The following is a 23,993-nucleotide window of genomic DNA, read 5'->3' on the forward strand; positions in this document are numbered from 1 at the left end:
GAAAACCTGGAATTAATTTATTACAAATCAATAAAATATGTTCTTGTAGAGGTAATGTAGAGTTAATTAAAGCTCCTGTATAGTTTAGAGATCGAGAATATAGTCGGTTAAATTTGTTTCCCGGTCTAAATCCATCTTTTTACGCAATCGATATCGTTTAATTTCGACACTTTTCACAGAAATATTTAATAAGGGTGCGATCTCTTTTGAAGATAAATTTAGACGTAAATACGCGCATAATTTTAGATCGTTTGAAGTAAGCCCTGGATGCTTGCTTTTAATTTTTCTGAAAAAATCTTTATCGGCATTACTAAATGCTTTTTTAAAAAATTTCCAGTTATCCTCTTCGCTAATGTCCTTATCTATAGTTTTAATTACTGAATGGATCTTGGTAGAATCTTCAGACTCCTTTAACTTGTCTTTAATACTGGTGAGAAACTCGTTCTTTTTAATAAGACTCATCGTAGAAACAGCAAGCTCCCGATTCTTATTTGCCATGTCCTGTTCCAGCTTCTCATTTTTCAACTTAATGATCTCCTGTTCTGCTTCCAGATTTTTCATTTTGAGGGCACGTTCATTCTCAGCAACATTTTTTAGATGGTGTCTTTTATTTAAAATATGTACCAGTAGTAGAATAAGTAAGAATATTATTAAATACCCAATCAGCGCGAACGTCCTCAAATAGAAGGGCCTGTCTATGGCAAATTTATAGTTTGCAATTGGTGTCTCATAATCGCCAATTTTTGCTTTTACCTCAAAAGTATAATCTCCAAAATCCAGGTTCTTGAAATTTGCCTCAGGTGATTCACTCCATGTACTCCAATTAGGGCTTAAACCTATGAGTCTATAACTATAAAGTGATTCCTGATATTTTTCATGTACCGGGGCACTAAAATGAAAAGCAATGTTATTATGTTTAAAATCAAATTCTGTGTATTCACTTATTCTTACCCTTTGGGCTATGGCATCGAGTGCACTTACCTCAATCTTATTCAGTCTAACGGATATATCCCGGGGACCAGCATTTGGATCTTTAAATTTTATATACCCATTGGCTATACCCAGTAAGTATTGAGAGTCTTCAAATTTTGAAATATTCTCATATCCTATGGCAATATTTCTAAAATCCTGCTCTATAAATACCGAAGTAAGATTGTAATTCTTACTCAGTTTTGCGGGCTCAATATAAAATATGCCCTCGTCTCCAAAGCCCCATAATTTCTGTTCTCTACCTTCACTTATCATTTTTCCGGACACCCTATTAATCCCGGAAATGACAGTATTTAGACGATTCTCTTTCGAAAATTTGTTTAAATCATTCAAATACTTATAGATCGTTTCTCTGGAACTGTAGTAGAGGGTATCATTAAAATGAAATAAACTGGACGTTATACCAGATTCTTTGGAAAAAGTATAATTCTCGACATTTGCTATTTGAGAAAGGCTATCATTGATCTGTAATTTAAAAACGCCTTTATGCTCATTGCTTATCCAAATATTGCCATCATTATTAATTTCAATAAATTTTGAAGAATGCGGGAAATTTTCAAGCATCGGGGTAGCTTCCAGGTTTTCATTAGTTTGTCTTAGAAAACTAATTCCGTTATAATGTCCCTGAATAAAAACTCCGTCTTTATATTCTTTCACTATCCAGGTTCCCAGGCGGTCACAAATTTTTGTAGCACGCCCTTCATTAATTAAAAATGTACCATTATTATGTCCACAAAGAATATTCTGGCCAACACTATCAATGAACCATACCTGTCCCTCGGTCCCCTTAATAAGCTGAAAATTATTTCGTCCTTCTTTTCTAAGGTATAATCCCTGATTAGTTCCCAGATAAAGATTCCCATTTATTTCAAATGAAGCATAAACAGAACCTATTTCCCCCCGGTTATCCTGAAAAGACCGAAATGTTGAATTTAGATCTATACTGCTAATACCGTAATCCAGGCCGGCCCAAACTTTTCCAGAATCATCTAAAAAAAGATCTAGAACCGTATTATTCATCAAAATATTTTCCTGGTTAAATATATTGACTATTGCACCGTTGGCATCTAATTGAACCACACCTTTGCCAACGGTACCCATTACAATTCCCCCATTTTCGAGATCTACTACATCCAGAATATTAGGGTTTCCAAGTTCCCTGTTAAATTGTTGATCCTCTTTAATAAGCCTGGTTCCATTCCATGTAAAAAATTCAGACCTACCTGAAATCACACCAAGCTCTTTATCTTTTTTATAGAGATGCATGATGGCCCTTTCACCAATTTGATCGAATGGAATTATAGCTTCAGGAATTCCATTACTAAATTTAAAAAGACCTGCTCCAACAAGTTGAAAATAAAGTTCGTTATCCAGTTTAAAAATCCCGGAAACAGGTTTTCCCAGGGGATTTTCCATTTTTGTTAACTCATCTTGCAGGGGATTAAAAAAATAAATTCCTGCGAAACTTCTAAATATCACGAGATCGTCCAAAAACTCGATATCCCAAAATTGCTCGCCATCATTAATGGTATTAGAGAACTTAGGCACCAGACTCGTATATTTTAATTTTCCGAAATCATCCCGCTCCCAATATCCGGCTTCCATGTAAGCACCGGTATAAATCCTATCTCCTACAACTTTTAGTGATCTAACGATGGTATTATTCGGTACCGGATAAAGATTCCAGTTTTCACCATTATATTCCAGTAATCCGGTACTATTTGCAAAATAAAAATTCTTATCCTCATCCTGTGCGATCATCCAGTTCTGGTTCCCTGCAGAGTATTGATTAGGGCCAAAATTAACCACAGGAGGCAATTCCTGTGCGAAGCTTCCCAGGAAAGTAAAAAGAAGAAATACTATAGTGAGCTTAATATTCAAAAGGATATTCCAAATTATATTCTAAAATTCCGCAATCATCTTCAAAACAATAAAATTTTCAATTATTCCGACCATATTTTATTAGTAAAATTTTTAGGCATGGATGTTAAAGTATTATAAAGAGCTATGACATCCTAAGAATTATAGATTTTTTTGGAAGTTACATATACTATAAATACTACATTGTAAACTACAAAGCCAATTTCAATCAAACAATTAAGCTTATATGGGCATTATAGAAAGACTACACAATAATAAGATTTCAAAAAATTTCAGTTTTTTAACCTTATCCCTACTATTTTCAGTTTTTTCACTACAGGCTCAGGAGAGTTCTTCTAAAGACAAAGGCATAGTACATTCGGTTTATATCACTTCAAACACGGGGTTGCGAAGCAATGAATCCAACCAGAAAATTTTAAAACAGATTGTAGAGGCCTCCAAAAAAGGGGATTCTTCCAGTTTAGTGATTATTGGTAACCTGGTTCCAAAAGAAGGTTTTCCAGATAAAGACAACGGTCGTGATAAAGTAGAACAGGATCTTCAGAAAAATTTGCTGGATAAGATCAGTGATTTTAAAGGTAATATTGTTTTTACCCCTGGCTACAATGAATGGCAGGCAGACGCACCAGATAATATTGACGACCTGGAGTCTTTTCTTCAGGATAATTCCAGCGCAAAATTCTGGCCTAACGATGGCTGTGCTATAGAATCTGAAAGTCTTAGTGACGATGTCCAGTTGATTATGGTAGATTCACAATGGTTTATAGAAGACTGGGACAAGCATCCTTATATCAACAATAAGTGTGAGATCAAAACCAGAGCTCAATTTCGTGAGGAATTCAATGATGAATTAGAAGATAATCAGCGTAAAACAGTGCTTGTAGCTGTACATCATCCAATAATGACTCAATCTAAGATCGGTTTTTTTGAAAAAATCATCGGTGCAGGAACTCAAACGGAAAGAAATCCGCAGTTAAAAGAATTAATGGGGACCCTTGAAGCCCTGGCAAGACAGTATAACGATGTGATCTTCTTATCTGGAAAAGATCAAAATTTACAATATGTACAGGACGATGATGTAGAACAGATCATTGCCGGAGTTACTGAAAATCCTAAAAAAGCAAGGCCAGATAAAGATAATGGCGATTTTGCAGCGTACGAGCTTGGTTACGCCAGGCTGAATATATATAAGGATGGAAGTTCAAATGTTGAGATTTTTAAGGTATTGGAATCTGGTTCAGAAAAGATATTCAATAAACAAATTTCTCGTGAACGTCCAACCCTGGATGAAGTAGAATGGCCTGATACCAGAATTGGAAATACTACTATGGCTTCTGTCTATACAGATGAAGAAACAGATAAAGACGGGCTTTTTAGAGCCATTTGGGGTGAACACTATCGTCCCTTATATAGCAGAGATTTTGAATTTCCTGTGCTTTACCTGGATACCATACCTGGGAACCTTGAAGTTCTTGGTGCAGGTGGCGGGCACCAGTCAAGATCCTTAGGTTTTAAGGATGAAGACGATCATGAATACACCATGAGAGCTCTTAAAAAAAGTGCGCTCCAATTTCTTCAAAGTACCGTAGTTACTACTCATTACGTAAAAGAATATCTTGAAAACACGGTAGCCGAAAGATATGTACAGGACTTTTATACCACAGCCTTTCCTTACGGAACCTTTCCAGCAGGAAGGTTTATGGACGAATTAGACATTTACCATCCCAACTCCAATCTTTATTATGTTCCAAAACAGGAGGCTTTGGGAGTTTATAATGAAGAATATGGAGATGAACTATATATGTTCGAAGCTCATGTTGGAGGGGAGAATAAAAACCTTGAGATCTTCGGAAATGCAGATGATATTTTAAATACGTCTGATCTTTTACTGGATATGAGAAAAAGTAAAGATGCATATGTAGATGAAGATATGTTCATAAGAGCAAGATTACTGGATATGTTACTGGGAGACTGGGACAGACATGAAGGCCAGTATGAATGGGCTGAATTTGAAGATGAAGAAGGCAAAAAGAGGTATTTACCAATCGCAAAAGACCGTGATCAGGTATTCCCTAGAATGGACGGATTAGCACTTTCTCTTCTAAGAATGGGTTTCCCTCCATTTAGAGCGATGGAAGAATACAGCCCAATGGTTAAAAGTCCAAAATGGTTTAATATAGCCGGGTATCCTTTAGATAAAGCTTTTATAAGAAATGCTCAATGGGAAGATTGGGAAGCTCAGGTTGATTATATTCAAAATAATATTACCGATGATGTAATTCAGGAAGCATTTGCAGTGTTACCTCAGGATCTGGCTCAGGATCCTTATGTTGCAGAGATTAAAGAAATTATGAAAGCGCGAAGAGGCAACCTGGACAAGATAGCGAAAGAGTATTATCAACATCTGGCTGAATTTGACATGTTTACCGGTACAGAGGAAGATGATAAATTTTTGATCACAAGAAAGCCAAATGGAATTACCAGCGTAATATTGAAAAATGAAAATGACGAGATCCTTGCTGAAAAATCATATAGTTCAGATGTTACCAGAGAAGTTTGGATTTACGGGCTGGATGGAGATGACGAATTTCAGATCGTTGGAAAAGGCTCTGATCTTGTCCCGTTAAAAGTGATTGGCGGGGAAGAAAACGATATTTATGATTTTCAAAATAAACGAAGAGCGAAACTCTATGATTATAAGAGTAAGGATAATACAATAAAAACTCCCGGTGCTCGTAAAATGCTGGTAGACTCTTATGAGATTAACAATTACGATCCAAACAAGAAGAAAATCAGACAATATACTTTTCTACCTGCTGCCGATTTTAACTCAGACCAGGGATTCAGTCTGGGTGTAAATAATACATATACCATAAAGGGGCTGGTTAGAAATCCTTTCACTGCAAGGCATAATGTAACCGCTAACTATTATTTTGCTACTAAAGGTTTTGATGTAGGATATTCAGGAGAGTTCGCCCATATATTTCACAATTGGAACTTTGGTCTGGACGCGTATTATTCCAGTCCTAATTTTGTGATCAATTATTTTGGAACAGGAAACGATACTGAATATGATCCTGATGATATCGCGAAAGATTATAACCGTGTTAAAATAGAGCAATGGAGATTTGCACCTTCGCTGATCTATAGAAAAAATAATAATGTAAGCTTTTATATTAAGCCGCTGGTGGAATCTATGGAAATCGCCTATGATGAAGGTAGATTCGTTGCCGATACCTTTGAACCAACCAATGATGTATTTGAAAGCCAGATGTACGCTGGAGGGGAGCTTAATTACAACTACTTTAATAAGGATCGTGTTGCCTTCCCATCAAGAGGAATGGAACTGGATCTAACCGCGGGATATAAGACAAACATCGATGATCACGACAATAAGTTTGCCTATGTAAGACCAATGCTTGCGATAGATTACCCTCTGCATGAAAGTGGTTTTGCTGCAATAGCGACCAAAATTGGTGGTGAGGCAATTCTTGGAGATAATTATGAATTTTATCATGCCGCCAAACTTGGAGGAGGAAACAGGAATAGTCTTCGAGGATATAGAAATGAACGTTTCAACGGTAAATATGCTTTTTATCAGAATATTGATATTAGAAGTGGTATCACTCAGTTTAGAACCGACTTTATCCCAATTAGAATGGGGGCAAGTTTAGGTTTTGATTATGGTAGAGTTTGGGTAGATGATGATAACAGTAATGACTGGCATACCAACTATGGTGGTTCTATCTTTATCAATGCCTTTAAAGCCTTTACAGGTAATATAGGATACTATGTGGGTGATGAAGGAGGAAGACTGAATTTCACTTTCAATTTTGACTTCTAAATCGAGGCTATAAAATGAAAAGAAACCACGCCATCAATGATGATCGCGGTTTTTTATTGTCTTTTTCTAGTCCAATTTGTCAGCTAAAGATTGAATGGTTGTGGTTTCTATAGTTGGTTTCTCAGATAAAGGAAAAACAAACTTCCCGGGACGTTGTATAAAAGCTGTTTGCAATCCAGCTCTCATGGCTCCTGTTATATCCCATCCGTGGGCAGCAACCATCATGGAGTTTTCTGAATTAGAATTTGCCTCCTTTAAAGCATATTTATAAGATGCTGAATGTGGTTTGTATTTTTTGATAGAATCAATGCTTAAAATCTTATCAAAATATTCTGATAGACGCGCAAACTCCAGTTGCTCCTTTAAAACAGAAGGCTTTCCATTACTAAAAGCAACTAATTGAAATCCCGAATTTTTCAGCTGTTTTAAACCGGGTACTACGTCAGGGTAAGGTTCCAGTTTATTTATTGGACTTAGGATTTTCTTAATTTCATTATCAGAAAAATCTTTGTGATACTTCTTAGCATTCATTTTAAATATAGCCGAAGCAAGCTCGCTAAAGTCATGATAAGAGTCCGTTAGAGATTCTACCAGTGAATATTGAAGCAGTTCAGCAAACCATACCTGGGATGCATGATCATTTCCCAGCGCTTCATCGATGCTTTTTTTAAGAGGCTCCAGGTCCAGTAATGTTTCGTTTACATCAAAAATTAGTGTTTCGATCTTATTTTTCATAGTTCAACTAAAATAGCAAAGCTTATGGAAATACCAGACGCCATCTAATTTTTTAAATAATCTGATTAGTTTACTAATTGAACAAGAAAAGAATGCATCTAATAAGTAGCTGGATATACGATAATAGATACAATGTGCTGCATAGTATTGCAAGCCGCAAAACTTAAAGCTTAAAACTCAATTTTAGAATGGAGATGGCGGATGTGCGGTTGTTTCTTGCGATGTAATCACCTCATTATTTCCAAAAGAAGAGTTATGGTAATTTTTAGATGTAAGTAAAAATACCAGAAACGAAATAGCGACGATCATTAGCGCTTTGCAAAGGTAGCTAAGAAATAAAACAGGGAAATCCAGATCGTCTCCATCAAACAATCTTACACGATACAGCAGAGTTTTCATATAGTATGATTTAGGGCAATAACATTACCGTAGATAATTCATATTTTATATGTAAAGTACGTGGGGCTTTTGCAAGTTAAGAATAGGTCTCCTTCCATTTAAAATTCCCTTAAATAGTTTTCAACCAAACTATTAACAATTGAAAACAGGCTATATATTATTTATTCTTAATCCCACAGAAAAGATTTTTACGTAGAAATGAAAAACCTTTCGTTTAATAACGAAAGGTTTGTTGTAGCCTCACCAGGAATCGAACCTGGATCTAAAGTTTAGGAAACTTCTATTCTATCCATTGAACTATGAGGCCAATTTTGAACAAAAAAACGAATTCTCAGAAAATAAAAATACTTTTTCAAAACTTCAAATTTCATAGATTTAGATTTAATTTTATATTAATTAGGTATTTAAAAATGAGATCTATGAAGTTTATTTTCACAATAATGGCAAGCTTGTTCTTACTTGTCCAAAACGGTTGTAATTCTGACAATGCTAATGATGAAGAACAGTACACCGGCATCATCAAACCTGCCGGGATCACTACCTACCAATACGGTACCCACAGGCTGGAAACCCAACAAAAGGTGTACGCCCTTAAAAGTGACAAGATAAATCTTGAAAATTACGAGGATCAGGAAGTTGAGATCACTGCTACACTTATAGAAGGATATCCGGTTGACGGTGGACCTGTTTACCTACTAGTTACAAAAGTTAATAAATAGCCAGTTACCTTTTAAAACTTGTATTTACCCCTCCCTAATTTTATATTTGCCGGTAAAAATTTAAGTTTTGAAAAAATTATTTAGTTTACTCCTCATCTCATTATTTTTTACTGTGAATTCCAATGCCCAGGTAGATGAAGATCAACATGGTGGTTGGTATATGTATTTTTGGAATACAGAGTTCAGCGATTCAAAATTCGGCCTTCAGGGAGATGTGCAATACAGAAACTGGGATGTAATTGGTGATCTGGAACAACTTTTATTAAGAGCGGGTATTACTTATAGCCCATCAGATAATGTGAAATTTACACTGGGATACGGGAATATTACCTCAGGGGTGTTTGGAGATTCAAACGACACTTCAACTGAAAGCAGGATCTATCAGGAGGCGCTCCTCCCACATAAAATTTCTGAAAGAATTTATCTTAAACATAGATTTAGATATGAGCAAAGATGGGTAGAAGATCAGGATTTCAGGACCAGGTATCGCTATAATATATTTCTGAACATTCCCCTGAACCAACCTAATTTAAATAAAAACTCGATTTATCTGGCTTTTTACAATGAGCTATTTATCAATGGGCAGAAAGATATAGGAGATGGCCGCCGTGTAGAACTTTTTGATCGTAACAGGCTTTATGGAGCACTGGGTTATGCTATTAAAGATAACCTAAAAGTCCAGGCTGGATATATGGAGCAAACATCAAATAGCCTTAGTAAGGGACAAATTCAACTAAGCCTGCACCACAGCTTCTAATATCTGAAGGCTTTTAGTATCTTTAGACATTATAGATAATCAATTTTATGAAAAAGATCACGCTGTTTTTTTGCCTCTTAGGCAGTCTTCAATTAATGTCTCAGAATCCAGAGGGCGTTGCTAAAGATGCATTTGCACATACCTTTTCTATTGTTGCCAGAGATACTGTTACCGGTGAAATGGCCGTAGGCGTTCAAAGTCACTGGTTCTCTGTAGGATCAATTGTATCCTGGGGAAAAGCTGGTGTTGGTGTGGTTGCTACACAATCTTTTGTAAATCCGGCATATGGTCCGGAAGGCCTGGAATTAATGGCTAGTGGTATCTCTGCCGAACAGGCTTTAACTCAAATGGTTGAAAAGGATCAGGGAAGAGCATTTAGACAGGTTGCTTTTTTAGATGCCAATGGCAATGTTTCTGCTTTTACCGGTGAAAAATGCGTGGAAGCCGCAGAAGATCTTCAAGGAAAGAACTTCTCTGTACAGGCTAATATGATGTTGAATGATAAGGTAGTTCCTGCCATGGCCGAGGCATTTGTGAGATTTTCAGACTATCCGCTGGCTGAAAGGGTGGTAGAAGCACTTAAAGCTGCTCAGGAAGCTGGCGGCGATATTCGGGGAAAACAGTCGGCTGCGCTGGTAGTAGTAGGACCTGAAAAAACGAGTCAAAGCTGGGAAGACAAAAAAATAGATCTTAAAGTAGATGACCATCAAGATCCGCTAGAAGAATTATCCAGACTTTTAAAGGTCGCAAGAGCTTATGAGCATATGAACAAGGGAGATCTCGCGGTGGAAGCCGGGGATATGGAAAAAGCGCTGAAAGAATATGGTACAGCAGGAAAAATGTTTCCTGACAACCTAGAAATGAAATTCTGGAAAGCAGTTGCGCTAGCCAATAGCGGAAGAATTGATGAAGCTAAACCTATTTTTAAAACAGTTTTTGAAGCTGATGCAAACTGGAAAGAAATGATCACCAGACTTCCAGCTTCTGGTATTCTAACAATTTCTGAAGCCGAACTCCAGGAAATTACCGAATAATTTAAATATATTTATAAGACTAAATCATTAGTTATGAAAAGATTGAATAAAATTTCCATTATACTTCTTTGTTTAATTTCAGGGCTTGTTTTTTCGTGTAAGGATGAAGAAAAGACGGCAGAAAAAGAAGAAGTGATCGCTGAAAAACCTTCTTCAGAAGAAATGAAAGATGGTATGTCTAAAAGTGCAGATACAGAGTATAATCCTGCACATGGAGTGGAGGGTCATAGATGTGACCTCCCTGTTGGGGCGCCTCTAGACAAGGCAAATGTCTCTAATACTCCGCAACAAATGAACGGTTCACCGGTTAGACTGCAAAGTGCTACTCCAAAAATTAATCCTCCACACGGCGAACCAGGCCACGATTGTTCAGTTCCTGTTGGTGGCGAACTCAATTAAGTGATTGAGTTTAATGGAGGCTCATAGAAATTATCCAGCTACTGTTGCGACCTAAACTTTATGAAAGGTATTACCACTAATTTCTATCGGGATCTTCCGGTCTATGATTCTTCTATAAGTAAGCTTATTGGAGACAAGACCAAATTTTCAAATCTACCGGAAGACTGGCATATTTTGGTTGCTGATATTCGCAATTCTACCCAGGCAGTTCTAAACGGAAATCATCACCAGGTAAATCTGGTTGCCACTGGTTGTGTCATTGCCATATTGAATCTTGCTGAAGCCAACGATGTCTCGGTTCCATTCTTTTTTGGAGGTGACGGGGCTACATTTCTTATTCCTGAAAAGATCAAGGACAAATCACTTTCAGTCCTCGAAAAACATAATAAGAATACACAGAAAAACTTCGGCTTTAGCCTTGCAGTAGGATCTTTAGCGATTAATGAATTATATAAAAAAGAAATTGATCTTAAGATTTCAAGAGTAAAGGCTAATGAAACACTTAATATTCCTGTGATTCTAGGGAACGGACTTCATTATGCTGAAAACATGATCAAAGATGATCAATTATCAGAAAAAATTTTCCCTGATGAAACTCCACTAAATATGACGGGAATGGAGTGTAAATGGGATCGCATAAAACCTCCAAAAGAAAATCAGGAAGTTGTAAGTCTAATTATTGCTGGATGTGGAGATACCGATTTTTCCAGTGTTTATTCCAGTATTATGTCTAACATAGATAAAATATACGGCTCTATTGGACGAAGAAAGCCAATATCGGTTAGAAGGCTAAAAATCAAAGCTGGCTTGCAAAGGATCAAAGATGAAATGATGATAAAACTTGGAAGATGGAGTTTTCCAGCTTTTATAAGAAGTTTTATGGTTTCAAATTTTGGTGAATTTTATCTTCGAAATACCGATGCCGGGAAAAGCTATCTTCAAAAATTAGTAGAGCTTTCAGATAATCTCACGCTGGATGGTAGAATTAATACTGTGATCACAGGGACTAAAAATCAACGTAAAAAGCTCATTGCCTATCTGGATGAGCTTGAAAAATCGAATATGGTCAAATACGGCTTTCATGTTAGTGAACATAGCATTATGTCTTGTTATGTAAAAGATATGAGTACAGATCAACACATTCATTTTATAGATGGTGGTGATGGGGGATATACAAAGGCAGCCAATCAGTTGAAATTGAAATTTCAGGATTAACTGCCTGTTTTTATTAATCTAAGCCTCCTCTTCTATTCGCATCTCGTGCCTCTGGCCAGGTCATTTGCTCTCCAGTTCTTTTACTCATGGGTAATTTGATCTTTTCCCTTGAAGTTTTTTCAGGATCTTCACTGGCCATATACGCTAATACTGCAGTAAGAATCACATTGTTCCTCACATCATCAAAAACGATCTTATCATAAGTATCCCTGTTGGTATGCCAGGTGTAATTCCAGTAATCCCAGCTCAATGAACTCAGGTTAAAAGCTGGTGCGCCAGCAGCAACAAATGCTGCGTAGTCTGATCCTCCTCTGCCAGGAGTTCCAGGGAAATTCGTCTCAATATGCTCTGTTACGTTATCGGGAACTTCGTAAAGCCAGCTACCAAGATAATCGTAGGCATTTAAGAATCCGTTACCCGAAATATTTACTACTCTTCCGGTTCCATTATCCTGATTAAATAATACCTGCACATTCTTAACAATTTCAGGATGATCTTTCACAAAAGCCCTGGATCCATTCAAACCCTGCTCTTCACTCCCCCAATGCCCCACAAGAATAGTTCTTTTCGGATTTGGATACAGCTTTTTCAGGATCCTCATAGCTTCCATCATTACAATAGTTCCGGTACCATTATCGGTTGCTCCCGTTGCACCATCCCAACTATCAAAATGCGCAGAAAGGATAACATATTCTTCTGGTTTTTCACTTCCTTTAATTTCAGCAATAGTATTAAAAGTTGGGACTTCCCCCATTTCAGTAGACTCCGCCGTTACTTTTATTTCCGGTTTATCTCCATATTTAGCTAATCGGTATAATAAACCATAATCTTCAAGAGAAATATCAAGGCTTGGTATCTCTTCTGTTGATGCTGAAAATATTTTATTCACGCCAAATCCTCTTGACCAGTAAGAACTAATGATTCCTGCTGCGCCGGCATCTTCCAGCACTTTTGGTAATTCTCTTCTGGAAAGTCCCGTTTTTTCCAGTCTTTCATCCCAAAGATCTTCTAAAGAATCTCGCTCTGTCTTCATTTTTTCGAAAGATTGTTTCGTAGCCCATTCTTCCCAGTTATCATCTGGCCTGCCTGTAGGTTGCGGCATAGAAATCATCACGAATTTTCCTTTGACCGATTTTATTTTTTCAAGAAAATCAAGAGAGTCTTTTGCTTCAGGTATAATTACAACCTCAGCGGTAATCCCTTTTTTCCCTGTTGAAGGACTCCATGCAAGTTGTCTACCCTCCAGGTTTTGAATTCGTGGAGAGATCATATCTATATGTGTGATCCCTCTTTCCCAGCCTTTCCATTTTCCCCATTCTTCATTTCTGGCAGAAATATCCCAATTAGAATACCTGTTTACCGCCCAGTCATGAGCATTTTTCATTTGTGGCGTTCCAACCAGTCTGGGGCCAACAACATCCAGTAGTTCATGAGCCAGTTTTTCTAATTGTGAATTTTCTTCAGCTTCTTTTACAATTTTCTCCACCATTTCCTGCTGAGATTGCGCAGAAACCAGTGAAACGCTAATAAGAAGTAAGCATACAAGGCTGAGTTTTTTGATCATAAAGTGTATTTTTTTGGTGAATTTTGAATTTACAATATCGCTATTTTTTGTAAAGCTTTGATTTTAGACTGTTGTCCACGCTTAAGGTTTAAAGAGGAATCAAATTTTAGTTATATTGGCAAACCTTAAATTTAATTGAGTTCTTATGCATAAAAGCTTTAACGTTCTTATATTTTTCTTTTTAGGCAGCTTTCTGTCATTTTCACAAACCTCACCTCTGAGTGTAGAAAAAATTATGCAGGATCCAGACTGGATGGGAACTTTCCCAAATTCAGTACAATGGGGAATACATGGAGAAAACATCTATTTTAAATACAATCCAGATAGAAACCCCGCCGATTCCCTATACAGAGTAGAGATCAATAATCTGAATAAGATCATAAAAGTTTCAGGAAAAGAGCAACAGCAGCTAATTCCAACAAGTGGTGATTTTAACCAGGCAAAAACCAGAAAGGTTTTTACTGAAGAGGGGGATCTTATAGTCTATGACGTAAATTCCAGAAAAAGGAAAGAACTACTCGATCTTCCTTTCCCTATTAACGACCCTGAATTCCTGCTGGACAATAATAAGATAGCGTTTAAGGCGGAAAACAATGTTTTTATTTATGACCTTCAGCAGGGTAGTATTCAACAGCTTACCCATATAGAAACTGGATCAGAATCGGTGAAATCTGATAAAAAATCTTCAGATAAAGCTGCATGGTTAGAAGAGGAAAACCTCGAACTACTGGAAGTAGTAAATCAACGCAAGAAGGACGATGAGAACTCAAAAGCTTACAGAGAATCTCTTCAAAAGAAAGCTGATTTTGTTTTTTATTTGAAAGACAAAGAACTTGGAAACCTGGAAGTATCTCCAAATGGGAAATATGCAGGTTTTAGCATTATAAACAGAGAACGCGGTGAAAGTACCGAAGTTCCTAATTATGTAGATGAAAGTGGTTATACCAAAGATATCTCAGCTAGAAGTAAGGTAGGTAATATGGAATATACCGCAGAACTTGCTCTTTATAATTTTGAAAAAGATACGGTATTTATAATTGATGTGTCGGGACTACCAGGGATCTCCAAACTTCCAGATTATACCAAAGACTATCCTGATAAAGATTGGGAAGAGGAACCCAGAGAGGTGATCCCGTCTAATGTTCATTTTTCTGAAGATGGTGAAAAAGCGGTGGTTAACCTACGATCTACCGATAATAAAGATAGATGGATCGCCCTCATTGACCTTCAAAAAGGAACGCTAAAATCTATAGAACACCAACGTGATGAAGCCTGGCTTGCAGGGCCTGGAATTGGCTACACCTATTATGGTTATGAGGAATTAGGCTGGTTACCAAACAATAAACATATCTACTTTCAAAGCGAAGAAACCGGATATTCACATTTATATATTCTGAATGTTGAAAACGGAAAGAAAAAAGATCTTACATTAGGAAATTATGAGGTTTTTGATCCATCTATTTCCAATGATAAAAAGCACTGGTATTTCACCTCTTCAAAAGTGCATGCAGGAGAGCGACATTTCTACAGAATGCCACTGATGGGCGGAAAGATGGAAATGCTAACCAGTATGACGGGGAATAACGAGGTAAAACTTTCTCCTGACGAGAAATACATGGCGATCACCTTTTCTTATATTAACGAACCTGAAGAATTATACCTGAAAGAAACAGGTTCTGAGGAGGAACCGCAGCAGCTTACAAGTGGACAATCTGAAGAGTTTTCAAACTATAATTGGAGAGAGCCGGAATTGATAAAATTTAAGGCCAGCGACGGTGCAATGGTGCCGGCCAGACTTTTTGTTCCAGAAGAATCTACAAAAAATAAGGCTGCCATTGTATTTGTACATGGAGCAGGATACCTTCAAAATGCCCATAAATGGTGGTCCAGTTATTTTAGAGAATATATGTTTCATAATCTTCTAACCGATCTGGGCTACACGGTAATTGACATAGATTATCGCGGAAGTGCCGGTTATGGACGGGACTGGAGAACTGGTATCTATCGCCACATGGGCGGAAAAGACCTTAGCGACCAGGTTGACGGTGTGAAATACTTACTCGAAAATCACGATATTGACCCTGAAAAAGTAGGCATCTATGGCGGCAGTTATGGCGGTTTTATTACACTAATGGCCATGTTCACAGAAGCAGATACTTTTAAGGCAGGAGCCGCTTTAAGATCGGTTACAGACTGGGCACATTATAATCATGGGTATACCTCCAATATTTTAAATGAGCCTTCTAAAGACCCTAAAGCGTATCGCAGATCATCACCTATTTATTTTGCGGAAGGTTTAGAAGGAGATCTTTTAATAGCTCATGGAATGGTAGATACCAATGTGCACTTTCAGGATGTTGTAAGATTATCACAGCGGCTCATAGAACTGGGCAAAGAAGACTGGGAAATGGCGGTCTATCCTGTTGAAGGACATGGTTTTATTGAACCAGGCAGCTGGACCGATGAATACAGAAGAATTCTGAAATTATTTAATGAAAGTTTATTAGCTAAATGATAGATATTGAATTTGTAAGAAATCAGTTTCCTGCGCTGGAAAGAGATTTTATTTTTATGGATAACGCCGGTGGCTCTCAGGTTTTAAGTAAGGTGGCCGAAAGAATTAGCGGCTATCTTCTTCATCATAACGTACAGTTGGGAGCTTCTTATAAAGTTTCAGAAGAAGCGGGCAAAAAACTGAAATATGCAACCTCCAGAATTGCAGAATTGGTAAACGCTTCCAGAGATGAAGAAATAGTCATAGGCTCATCTACCACCATGCTCATGCGTATTTTATCTATCAGCATTAGCAAACAATGGAAAAAGGGAGATGAAGTGATCGTAACCAATACAGATCACGAGGCTAATGTCTCTCCCTGGATGGATCTTAAGGAAAAGGGCATTGAAGTAAGAATATGGAAAGTGAATCCTGAGACTTTGGAACTGGAAATTTCAGATCTAAGGAAGTTGATGAACAGTCGCACAAAACTTGTTGCGGTAACCCATGCTTCTAATGTTCTTGGAACTATAAATCCAATCAAAAAAATTTCAAAAGAAGTTCATAAAGCCGGAGCACTTATTTGCGTTGATGGTGTTGCCTATGCCCCACATAGAAAAGTAGATGTTCAGGAACTTGATGCAGATTTCTATACTTTTAGCTGGTATAAAACCTACGGACCCCATCTGGCTGTGATGTACGGAAAGTATAATAAGCTAGTAAAACTGGAAAGCCTTAACCATTATTTTATTGGAAAAAAAGAGGTGCCTTATAAGCTCCAGCCGGGAAATTTCAATTTTGAATTAACTTACAGCACGCTAGGAATTATTGAGTATTACGAGGAATTTTACCGCCATCATTTTAATTCCAAATCAATCAGTTTTTCAGAAAAACTCACCGAAACCTTTGAAACCATTGCTTCTCATGAAGAGAAATTGGCGACGATACTTCTGGAGTATTTAAATGATGTCCCCGATGTAAAGATAATTGGGAGCACTAGACCAGACGCTTTAGTGCGCGTTCCTACGATTTCGTTTATTCATAAAGGCTTAAGAAGTGATGAGATCGTTGAAAAAGTTGACGCTCATAGAATTGGAATAAGATTTGGCGATTTCTATGCCAAAAAGCTCATTAAGGCATTAGACCTTCAGGCAAAGAATGGAGTGGTTAGAGTAAGTCTTGTCCACTACAACACCCTTCAGGAAGTAAATAAACTTGTTGGTATTTTTAAGCAGATATTTTAAAAATAAAGGCCGCCTGAGAGATTTTTTTTAACGCCAAGCAGAACCTGGTTCTGGTTGGCGTTAACTTTTTCAGACAACCTCGAAATTATTCTTTTATAGTTTCTTCAAATCTTTCAGTTCAGTTTTTTCAGCTTCCATGATACTAATAGCATAACCACCTCCTGGAACAGATTTCTGGGAAAGTTCAGATTTACTGTTCACTCTGTATTTTTTGATCTCATAAGCCTGCGGGTTGGTCTTATAATGAGCATCAGACGCATCTGAATAAATCGTCGCTATATAATTCTTCCCTTTTTCAAGGAAATCAAATTCGATCTTAGAAGTTCTTGCTTCATTTCCATTGACATTTCCAACAAACCAGTTACTACTTCCTTTCTTCTTTCTGGCAACGGTGATATAATCTCCCGGTTCTGCTTCCAGGTAGATGCTCTCATCCCAGTCTAAAGCTACATCTTTAATAAACTGAAAGGCATCAGGGAATCTCATATAATTTTCTGGTAGGTCTGCCGCCATCTGCAACGGACTATACATGGTAACATACAATGCCAATTGATTGGCTATGGTGCTGTTCACATGGGAATTATTATCTGGATTCAGTTTACTGATGTCCATTTCAAAAATCCCCGGAGTATAATCCATTGGGCCACCTATCAATCTGGTAAATGGAAGAATTGTGACATGATTTGGTTTAGAACCACCAAAGGCCTGGAATTCGGTTCCACGGGCTGATTCATTTCCTATAAGATTGGGGTAGGTTCTCCTCAATCCTGTTGGTCTAACCGCTTCATGCGCATTCACCATCACTTTATAATCTGCAGCTTTTTTAACGGCAAATAGATAATGATTTATGGCCCATTGTGCGTAATGATGTTCTCCTCGCGGAATAATATCACCTACATATCCACTTTTTACCGCAGGATAATCATACTTATTCATAAACTGATAAGCAGTATCCAAATGACGTTCATAATTTCTAATGGCACCCGAAGTTTCATGATGCATCATCATTTTAACTCCTTTACTTTTAGCATATTCATGTATTTCTTCCACATCAAAATCTGGATAAGGAGTTACAAAATCAAAAACATAATCTTTGGATTTCCCAAACCAGTCTTCCCAGCCCTGATTCCAACCTTCAACCAGTACGGCATCAAAACCATGCTCTGCAGCAAAATCTATATATTCTTTTACGTGCTCTGTATTTGCAGCATGTTTTCCGTTAGGTTCAGTTTTAGAGTAATCGGTTTCTCCTAATTTTATAGAAGCCAGCTCATCTGTATACGCCCAGGAACTTTTACCTGTAATCATCTCCCACCAAACTCCAATATATTTAACTGGTTTGATCCATGAAGTATCTTCCAGTTTATTTGGTTCGTTAAGATTCAGATTCATATTAGAAGCCAGTATATCACGGGCATCATCGCTTACCGTAATAGTTCTCCACGGAGAAACAGCAGGTGTTTGCAAATATCCTTTATTTTCAACCGCATCTGGTGTTAACCAGGATTCAAAGACCATATTCTTATCATCAAGATTAAGATTCATCAATGAATAATCAACTAAAGCTGCTTCATGTAAATTGATATACAAACCATCCTCAGTTTTCATCATCAGGGAAGTTTGCACCCCTGTTTTAGAAAACTGCTCCTGGGAAGCATTTGGCTGAACTGCTCCATCAAACTTTTCCCTAATTTCAGAAAGTTTAGATTCAGTATAATCATATTCCTGGGAATCATAGTCACCAGGAATCCAGAATGCAGTATGATCTCCCGTCATTGCAAATTGCGTACGCTCTTCTTCAATTATGAAATACACCAGATTTTCCTGCTCTGGAAATTCATATCTAAATCCAAGACCTTCATTAAAAAGCCTGAAACGAACAATTAATTTTCTCCCGGTTTCTTTCTGAACAAGATTTACTTCAAGCTCGTTATAATTGTTCCTTATCTCTTTTGATTCTCCCCAAACCGGCATCCAGGTATTATCAAAACCTGACTCTTTTGTACTTTCTATACTGAAATTTGCAAGCAAATCTTCCTGCTCTTTCAAATTAAGGCCGAGTTTACTGGTTTTAATAACATCCTCTCCATTAAAGGATAATTTATAATTCGGAGTTCCATCGTCCTGTAAAGAAAAATTCATTTTCAGATTTCCATCTGGTGACTGAAAATTTTGGGCGACAGAAAAGTGAGTCGCTCCTACCAGGAACAATGTAAGTAATAAGAATTTTTTCATAAATGGTTTTTTAATAAATAAAGCCTGCCTGAGTAATTGCATTATAGGCGGTAAATTTCAGTAAATATATTTTAATAATTATCCTATCGCTTGCTTAAGATCGGCTATAAGGTCTTCTTCATCCTCTACACCTACACTTAATCGAATTAACGAATCTACAACGCCCGTTTTTTCCCTTTCTTCTTTAGGAATTGAGGCGTGTGTCATACTTGCAGGATGCCCGGCTAAGGATTCCACGCCGCCAAGTGATTCCGCAAGCGTAAAGACTTTAAGCTTTTCAACAATTTTGGTAGCACTCTCCAGCGTATTTTCCCTGGTGGTAAAAGAGATCATCCCCCCAAAACCAGACATTTGTTTCTTCGCAATATCATGATTTGGATGGTCTTCAAAACCCGGCCAGTAAACTTTATCTATTTTAGGATCAGATCTAAGAAATCTCGCAACCGCCTCCCCATTTTCACAGTGTCGCTGCATTCTTAAATGAAGCGTCTTTATCCCCCGAAGCACCAAAAAACTATCCTGCGGCCCACAAATAGCACCACTGGCCTTTTGTATAAAGTATAGCTTATCTGCCAGCTCTTTATCTCTAACCACCAGATTTCCCATGACCACATCGCTATGTCCACCAAGATATTTAGTGGCACTGTGCATAACAATATCGGCTCCCAGGTCTAAAGGGCGTTGAAGATAGGGTGTCGCGAACGTATTATCTACTGCCATCAATAAAGAGTGTTTTTTTGCAATCTTCGAGACAGCTTCAATATCGATAATACTCATAGTGGGGTTGGTTGGAGTTTCTACCCAAATGAGTTTCGTATTATCGTTAATATATTCTTCTATGCCAGATAAGTCCTGCATTCCTACAAAATGAAACTTAATACCAAGTCCTTCAAAGATCCTGGTGAATAATCTATAGGAACCTCCATAAAGATCATTGGTGGAAATAATTTCATCTCCAGGTTTGAATAATTTGAGTACGGCATCAATCGCAGCAAGCCCAGATCCAAACGCAAGTCCAAATTCTCCATTTTCAATACTTGCCAGAGACTTCTCCAAAGCAGTTCTTGTAGGATTGGCGCTTCTGGAATATTCAAAACCTTTGTGACCACCCGGTGTACTTTGTGAGTAGGTACTTGTTTGATAAATTGGAGGCATCACTGAATTGTAGGCCGGATCTATATTATCCTGACCTCCATGTATAGTCTTAGTATTGAATTTCATGTTATGAAATGATTATAAGGCATTAATTTTCGAATGAAGAAGTGGGAAAAACAATTTCTTCTCTGTATAAACTTTCTACCTTAAAAAAGTTGAAAAACAAATGTAGTGACCCAGTTGGGCAATCACAAAATTGCCTTTACCTTTATCATGTTATTTAACACCTGTATTGTGAAGAGAATATTGTTGCCGCTGCTATTGGCATTATTGAGTATATCCTGTGCCGATGAGAAAAAAGAATCTGAAAACAAGACCGAAAAGGAACTTAGTTTTTCATCTAAAACCATAGAAAAAAGACTGGAAGCCTGTAATCCTGAAGAAGGCGATTGTACCTTTATAAGTCTTGTGTTCCCCGTTGCTGAAAATGGAACCGGAGAAGCTGAAAAAATCAATAAAGAAATTGAGAATTTCCTTCTGAACACTATAGATTATCAAGAAGATGGTGGGGTAGAAAAACCCGAAGAATTAGCAGAGAACTTTATTAAGAACTACCAGGAAACAGCACGGGAGTTTCCTGAATATGAATTGCCTTGGGAAGCCACGATCAACGGCAAGGTCGCATATCACACGCCTAATTTAATATCTCTTAAATTCAATACAGATATGTTTACCGGTGGTGCACATGGATATAGAAGCACCCGGTATTTGAATTTTGATTCCGAAACAGGAAAGATCTTAAAACCCGAAGATTTATTTACTTCAGAATTTATTGATTTTGTAGAAAAAGATTTCAGGAATAAAAAAGGAATCCCTTTGAATGAAAACATTAATAGCACGGGTCTATTTTTCGAAAACGACAGGTTTCATCTTCCACAAAATATCGGGATTACAAACGAAAAGGTGATATTACATTACAATGCCTATGAAATTGCACCTTATGCTGCAGGTAATTTTATTCTAACCTATTCAAGAAACAAGATTGAACAGTTCTTTAATTTGAAGATAGCAGCACCAAAAGCATAGAAAAGTCAGCTCTTCTTTATTTGAAAATTCCGTTCTTTGCATTTATAAATTTCTGGCTATGAAAAAAATATATCATCTTTCTACCTGCGATACCTGTAAGAGAATTTTAAAGGAACTCGAAGTGCCAGATTCTTTTATTCTTCAGGATATTAAATCTGAAAAAATTACAGAAGAACAATTAGATGAAATGCGTCAACTATCTGGTAGCTATGAATCACTTTTTAGCAAAAGAGCCAGATTGTATAAAGAAAGAGACCTTAAAAATGAAGATCTGGATGAAGGTAGATTTAAAAATCTCATACTTGAACATTATACTTTCTTAAAAAGACCGGTAATAATTAATAACGACAAGATTTTTATTGGCAATTCCAAGAAAACGGTAGCTGAAGCTAAAGAATCTATTCATGGATAACAGCCGTCTTCTGGCCATTCTGGCTGCATTTGCAGCAAGTGCCATATATGGTGTAAATCATACGATTGCAAAAGGTCTAATGCCTCTTTATATAGAGCCTTTTGGATTTATTCTGCTAAGAGTAACCGGAGCAGCAATACTTTTCTGGATCATAAGTCTTTTTGCTCCAAAAGAAAAGATCGATAATTCAGACTGGCCTAGAATTCTAGGTTGCGCTATTTTTGGAATGGTCATTAATATGCTTTTCTTTTTCAAGGGCTTAAGTTTGTCTACTCCAATTAATTCTTCCGTAATAATTACCCTGTCTCCGGTAATGGTTCTTATTCTTGCGTCTATCCTTATCAAAGAAAAAATTACTCTGCTAAAGACTCTTGGAATCATCATTGGAATGGGCGGGGCACTGGTTTTAATTCTTTTTAGTTCAGGAGAGAATTTTAATGCTCCCAATGTTCCCCTGGGAAATATGTTATTTATAGTGAATGCTTTCTCCTATGGTCTTTACCTGATCTTAGTAAAACCGCTCACTAAAAAATATCACGCAATTACCCTGATGAAATGGTTATTCTTCATCGCAATCTTCATCAATCTACCGGTTACTTATACTGAATTTGTTGCTGTAGAATGGACCAGCCTGCCTTTGGACGCTGTCTGGAAAATGGGTTTTGTGGTCTTAGGAACCACCTTTATGACCTATCTGCTGAATATTTATGCGCTTAAACAACTATCTGCTTCTACAATTAGCGCTTTTATTTATCTTCAGCCATTGATCGCGATCACCTTTGCAATTTCTGTTGGAGCCGATAAATTGACGTGGATCAAAGGATTAGCCGCTGCTCTTGTATTTATTGGCGTGTATATGGTTAGTGTAAGAAAAACTAAGATCAAAAATTAAGCGGACCTGTAATTTGTAAACAACCAGGTAAGGAACACCGCGATTGCAAAGCCTAGGTAGAAGTTTCTGGCTAAAACTCCTTCTTCAACACCCAGGTAAAACGCCAGTCCCACCAAAGCAAACGAGACTATAAGCTCTATCACCCCATGTAGCTTAAACGGAATTAGTTTTATCACTCCAAATTCAAAAGATGTAAAAATCGTAAGCAGTAGATGCACTCCAGCCAGAAGATATGCCACCATTGCGGCTAATTCGGGTAAATTAAAAACAGTGGGTGAAATTACTAAGAATAGCACTACCAGGTAATCGATGATACCGTGGAGGCGGGAATTTATTATTTTCATAATATGCTTTTTAAATGATCCCTAAGTTAAGTAATGTATATTTAACCACCTTTAATCCAGCTAAATGGCAGCATTTTGCCCTGATTATTCAATGACACCTCCAGAATGGTTTTAGGGAATCACAATAACAAGCCCACGGTTTTTTTAAGTTCTTATAAAACATCTTACGTTCCTGGTAATTTTACTATGTTACCAGGCAGCAAAGCCAACATTCCACGTTGCCGCAGCAATTGTAACTAAGACAGCCAATAAACCTACAATTGAAATAACAACGGTAGCAATTGTAGAAGCCGAGTAATTTTTAGCCTGAATTTTATCAATTTGCAAGGTCTCTAATCCAAACCTATAAAACTTGCCAGAATCTCTTCCAGTCACACCCAATTTTTGTAAACTTTTAAAAGAACCTGAATTTTCCCTTGTGAAACCGTAGTAATTCTCACCCACAGCTTCTATCCATTTAAAACGAAGCTTTTCTCCAGAATTTGTAGTCACCCGGACTTTTCGATTTGTTTCAGAAGCTTTTTCAAGACTGATATTGCCCGAATAATAAATACTACAACTTTGGAAAATAATTAATACCGACAAGTACCTTGCATATGCTCTTAGAGTGATTTTAAAACTTCTCATCTTCCTGAATTTAAGACTTCAAGACAA

General features: G+C 37.3%; 19 protein-coding genes and 1 tRNA gene. 11 read left to right on the plus strand and 9 right to left on the minus strand.

Annotation, left to right across the window (positions count from 1 at the left end):
• Positions 1–84: 84 nt before the first annotated feature.
• Positions 85–2,871 carry a triple tyrosine motif-containing protein gene (locus BLT95_RS09655; RefSeq protein WP_089665885.1) on the minus strand — a complete coding sequence of 929 codons (2,787 nt, stop codon included), beginning with the start codon at positions 2,869–2,871 and terminating at the stop codon, positions 85–87.
• A 226-nt stretch (positions 2,872–3,097) separates the two neighbouring features.
• Between BLT95_RS09655 and BLT95_RS09660 the strand changes: the two genes are divergently transcribed.
• Positions 3,098–6,715, plus strand: a complete 3,618-nt coding sequence (locus BLT95_RS09660) for a metallophosphatase (RefSeq protein ID WP_089665886.1) — start codon at positions 3,098–3,100, stop codon at positions 6,713–6,715.
• Between the two features lie 66 nt (positions 6,716–6,781).
• Here the strand turns inward: BLT95_RS09660 and BLT95_RS09665 are convergent, their stop codons facing one another.
• From BLT95_RS09665 to BLT95_RS09670, 3 genes are all read right to left on the minus strand, one after another.
• Positions 6,782–7,450 carry a haloacid dehalogenase type II gene (locus BLT95_RS09665; RefSeq protein WP_089665887.1) on the minus strand — a complete coding sequence of 223 codons (669 nt, stop codon included), beginning with the start codon at positions 7,448–7,450 and terminating at the stop codon, positions 6,782–6,784.
• Between the two features lie 183 nt (positions 7,451–7,633).
• A complete protein-coding gene (locus BLT95_RS14325) occupies positions 7,634–7,849 on the minus strand; it encodes a hypothetical protein (RefSeq protein WP_157718039.1) in 216 nt (71 codons plus the stop codon).
• Between the two features lie 235 nt (positions 7,850–8,084).
• Positions 8,085–8,156, minus strand: a tRNA-Arg gene (locus BLT95_RS09670).
• A 112-nt stretch (positions 8,157–8,268) separates the two neighbouring features.
• Between BLT95_RS09670 and BLT95_RS09675 the strand changes: the two genes are divergently transcribed.
• The 5 genes from BLT95_RS09675 to BLT95_RS09695 all read left to right on the plus strand — a co-directional run bounded on the left by BLT95_RS09675 (position 8,269) and on the right by BLT95_RS09695 (position 11,973).
• Positions 8,269–8,568, plus strand: a complete 300-nt coding sequence (locus tag BLT95_RS09675; protein ID WP_157718040.1) for a hypothetical protein — start codon at positions 8,269–8,271, stop codon at positions 8,566–8,568.
• Positions 8,569–8,635: 67 nt separating this feature from the next.
• Positions 8,636–9,325 (plus strand): DUF2490 domain-containing protein, encoded by a 690-nt coding sequence (locus BLT95_RS09680; RefSeq protein ID WP_089665889.1) that lies wholly within the window; start codon positions 8,636–8,638, stop codon positions 9,323–9,325.
• A 47-nt stretch (positions 9,326–9,372) separates the two neighbouring features.
• Positions 9,373–10,359, plus strand: coding sequence for a DUF1028 domain-containing protein (locus tag BLT95_RS09685; RefSeq protein ID WP_089665890.1), 987 nt, complete (start codon positions 9,373–9,375; stop codon positions 10,357–10,359).
• A 33-nt stretch (positions 10,360–10,392) separates the two neighbouring features.
• On the plus strand, positions 10,393–10,758 hold the full coding sequence (locus BLT95_RS09690) for a hypothetical protein (protein WP_089665891.1): 366 nt from the start codon (positions 10,393–10,395) through the stop codon (positions 10,756–10,758).
• A gap of 60 nt (positions 10,759–10,818) precedes the next feature.
• Positions 10,819–11,973 carry a DUF3095 family protein gene (locus tag BLT95_RS09695; protein ID WP_089665892.1) on the plus strand — a complete coding sequence of 385 codons (1,155 nt, stop codon included), beginning with the start codon at positions 10,819–10,821 and terminating at the stop codon, positions 11,971–11,973.
• Positions 11,974–11,986: 13 nt separating this feature from the next.
• Here BLT95_RS09695 and BLT95_RS09700 read toward each other — a convergent pair whose 3' ends face one another.
• Positions 11,987–13,537, minus strand: a complete 1,551-nt coding sequence (locus BLT95_RS09700) for a M20/M25/M40 family metallo-hydrolase (protein WP_089665893.1) — start codon at positions 13,535–13,537, stop codon at positions 11,987–11,989.
• A 145-nt stretch (positions 13,538–13,682) separates the two neighbouring features.
• Here BLT95_RS09700 and BLT95_RS09705 point away from each other — a divergent pair, with 145 nt between their 5' ends.
• Together BLT95_RS09705 and BLT95_RS09710 are read left to right on the plus strand one after the other, a co-directional pair.
• The gene (locus BLT95_RS09705; protein WP_089665894.1) at positions 13,683–16,052 is read left to right on the plus strand and encodes a S9 family peptidase; all 2,370 of its coding nucleotides are present in this window, start codon (positions 13,683–13,685) and stop codon (positions 16,050–16,052) included.
• On the plus strand, positions 16,049–17,275 hold the full coding sequence (locus tag BLT95_RS09710; protein WP_089665895.1) for a cysteine desulfurase-like protein: 1,227 nt from the start codon (positions 16,049–16,051) through the stop codon (positions 17,273–17,275). The genes BLT95_RS09705 and BLT95_RS09710 overlap by 4 nt, the downstream gene beginning before the upstream one ends.
• A 93-nt stretch (positions 17,276–17,368) precedes the next feature.
• Here BLT95_RS09710 and BLT95_RS09715 read toward each other — a convergent pair whose 3' ends face one another.
• Both BLT95_RS09715 and BLT95_RS09720 read right to left on the minus strand, forming a co-directional pair.
• Complete coding sequence (locus BLT95_RS09715) at positions 17,369–19,510, minus strand: glycoside hydrolase family 97 protein (protein ID WP_089666898.1); 2,142 nt, start codon at positions 19,508–19,510, stop codon at positions 17,369–17,371.
• A gap of 78 nt (positions 19,511–19,588) precedes the next feature.
• On the minus strand, positions 19,589–20,731 hold the full coding sequence (locus BLT95_RS09720; protein ID WP_089665896.1) for a cystathionine gamma-synthase: 1,143 nt from the start codon (positions 20,729–20,731) through the stop codon (positions 19,589–19,591).
• Positions 20,732–20,899: 168 nt separating this feature from the next.
• On the opposite strand from BLT95_RS09720, the gene BLT95_RS09725 reads away from it, so the two are divergent.
• Genes BLT95_RS09725 through BLT95_RS09735 form a run of 3 tightly spaced genes read left to right on the plus strand, consistent with a single transcriptional unit; the run spans position 20,900 to position 22,995 of the window.
• Positions 20,900–21,691, plus strand: coding sequence for a DUF3298 and DUF4163 domain-containing protein (locus BLT95_RS09725; protein ID WP_172822584.1), 792 nt, complete (start codon positions 20,900–20,902; stop codon positions 21,689–21,691).
• A gap of 58 nt (positions 21,692–21,749) precedes the next feature.
• Positions 21,750–22,103: an ArsC/Spx/MgsR family protein gene (locus BLT95_RS09730; RefSeq protein ID WP_089665898.1), complete on the plus strand. Its 354-nt coding sequence runs from the start codon at positions 21,750–21,752 to the stop codon at positions 22,101–22,103.
• A complete protein-coding gene (locus BLT95_RS09735; RefSeq protein ID WP_089665899.1) occupies positions 22,096–22,995 on the plus strand; it encodes a DMT family transporter in 900 nt (299 codons plus the stop codon). Before BLT95_RS09730 ends, BLT95_RS09735 begins: the two co-directional genes overlap by 8 nt.
• On the opposite strand, the gene BLT95_RS09740 is transcribed toward BLT95_RS09735, so the two are convergent.
• Both BLT95_RS09740 and BLT95_RS09745 read right to left on the minus strand, forming a co-directional pair.
• The gene (locus BLT95_RS09740; protein ID WP_231896352.1) at positions 22,992–23,237 is read right to left on the minus strand and encodes a hypothetical protein; all 246 of its coding nucleotides are present in this window, start codon (positions 23,235–23,237) and stop codon (positions 22,992–22,994) included. The genes BLT95_RS09735 and BLT95_RS09740 overlap by 4 nt on opposite strands.
• A gap of 291 nt (positions 23,238–23,528) precedes the next feature.
• Complete coding sequence (locus tag BLT95_RS09745; protein WP_157718042.1) at positions 23,529–23,966, minus strand: hypothetical protein; 438 nt, start codon at positions 23,964–23,966, stop codon at positions 23,529–23,531.
• Between the last annotated feature and the right edge of the window lie 27 nt (positions 23,967–23,993).

Source organism: Gramella sp. MAR_2010_147 (assembly GCF_900105135.1).
In the GTDB taxonomy this organism is placed as follows: Bacteria; Bacteroidota; Bacteroidia; order Flavobacteriales; family Flavobacteriaceae; genus Christiangramia.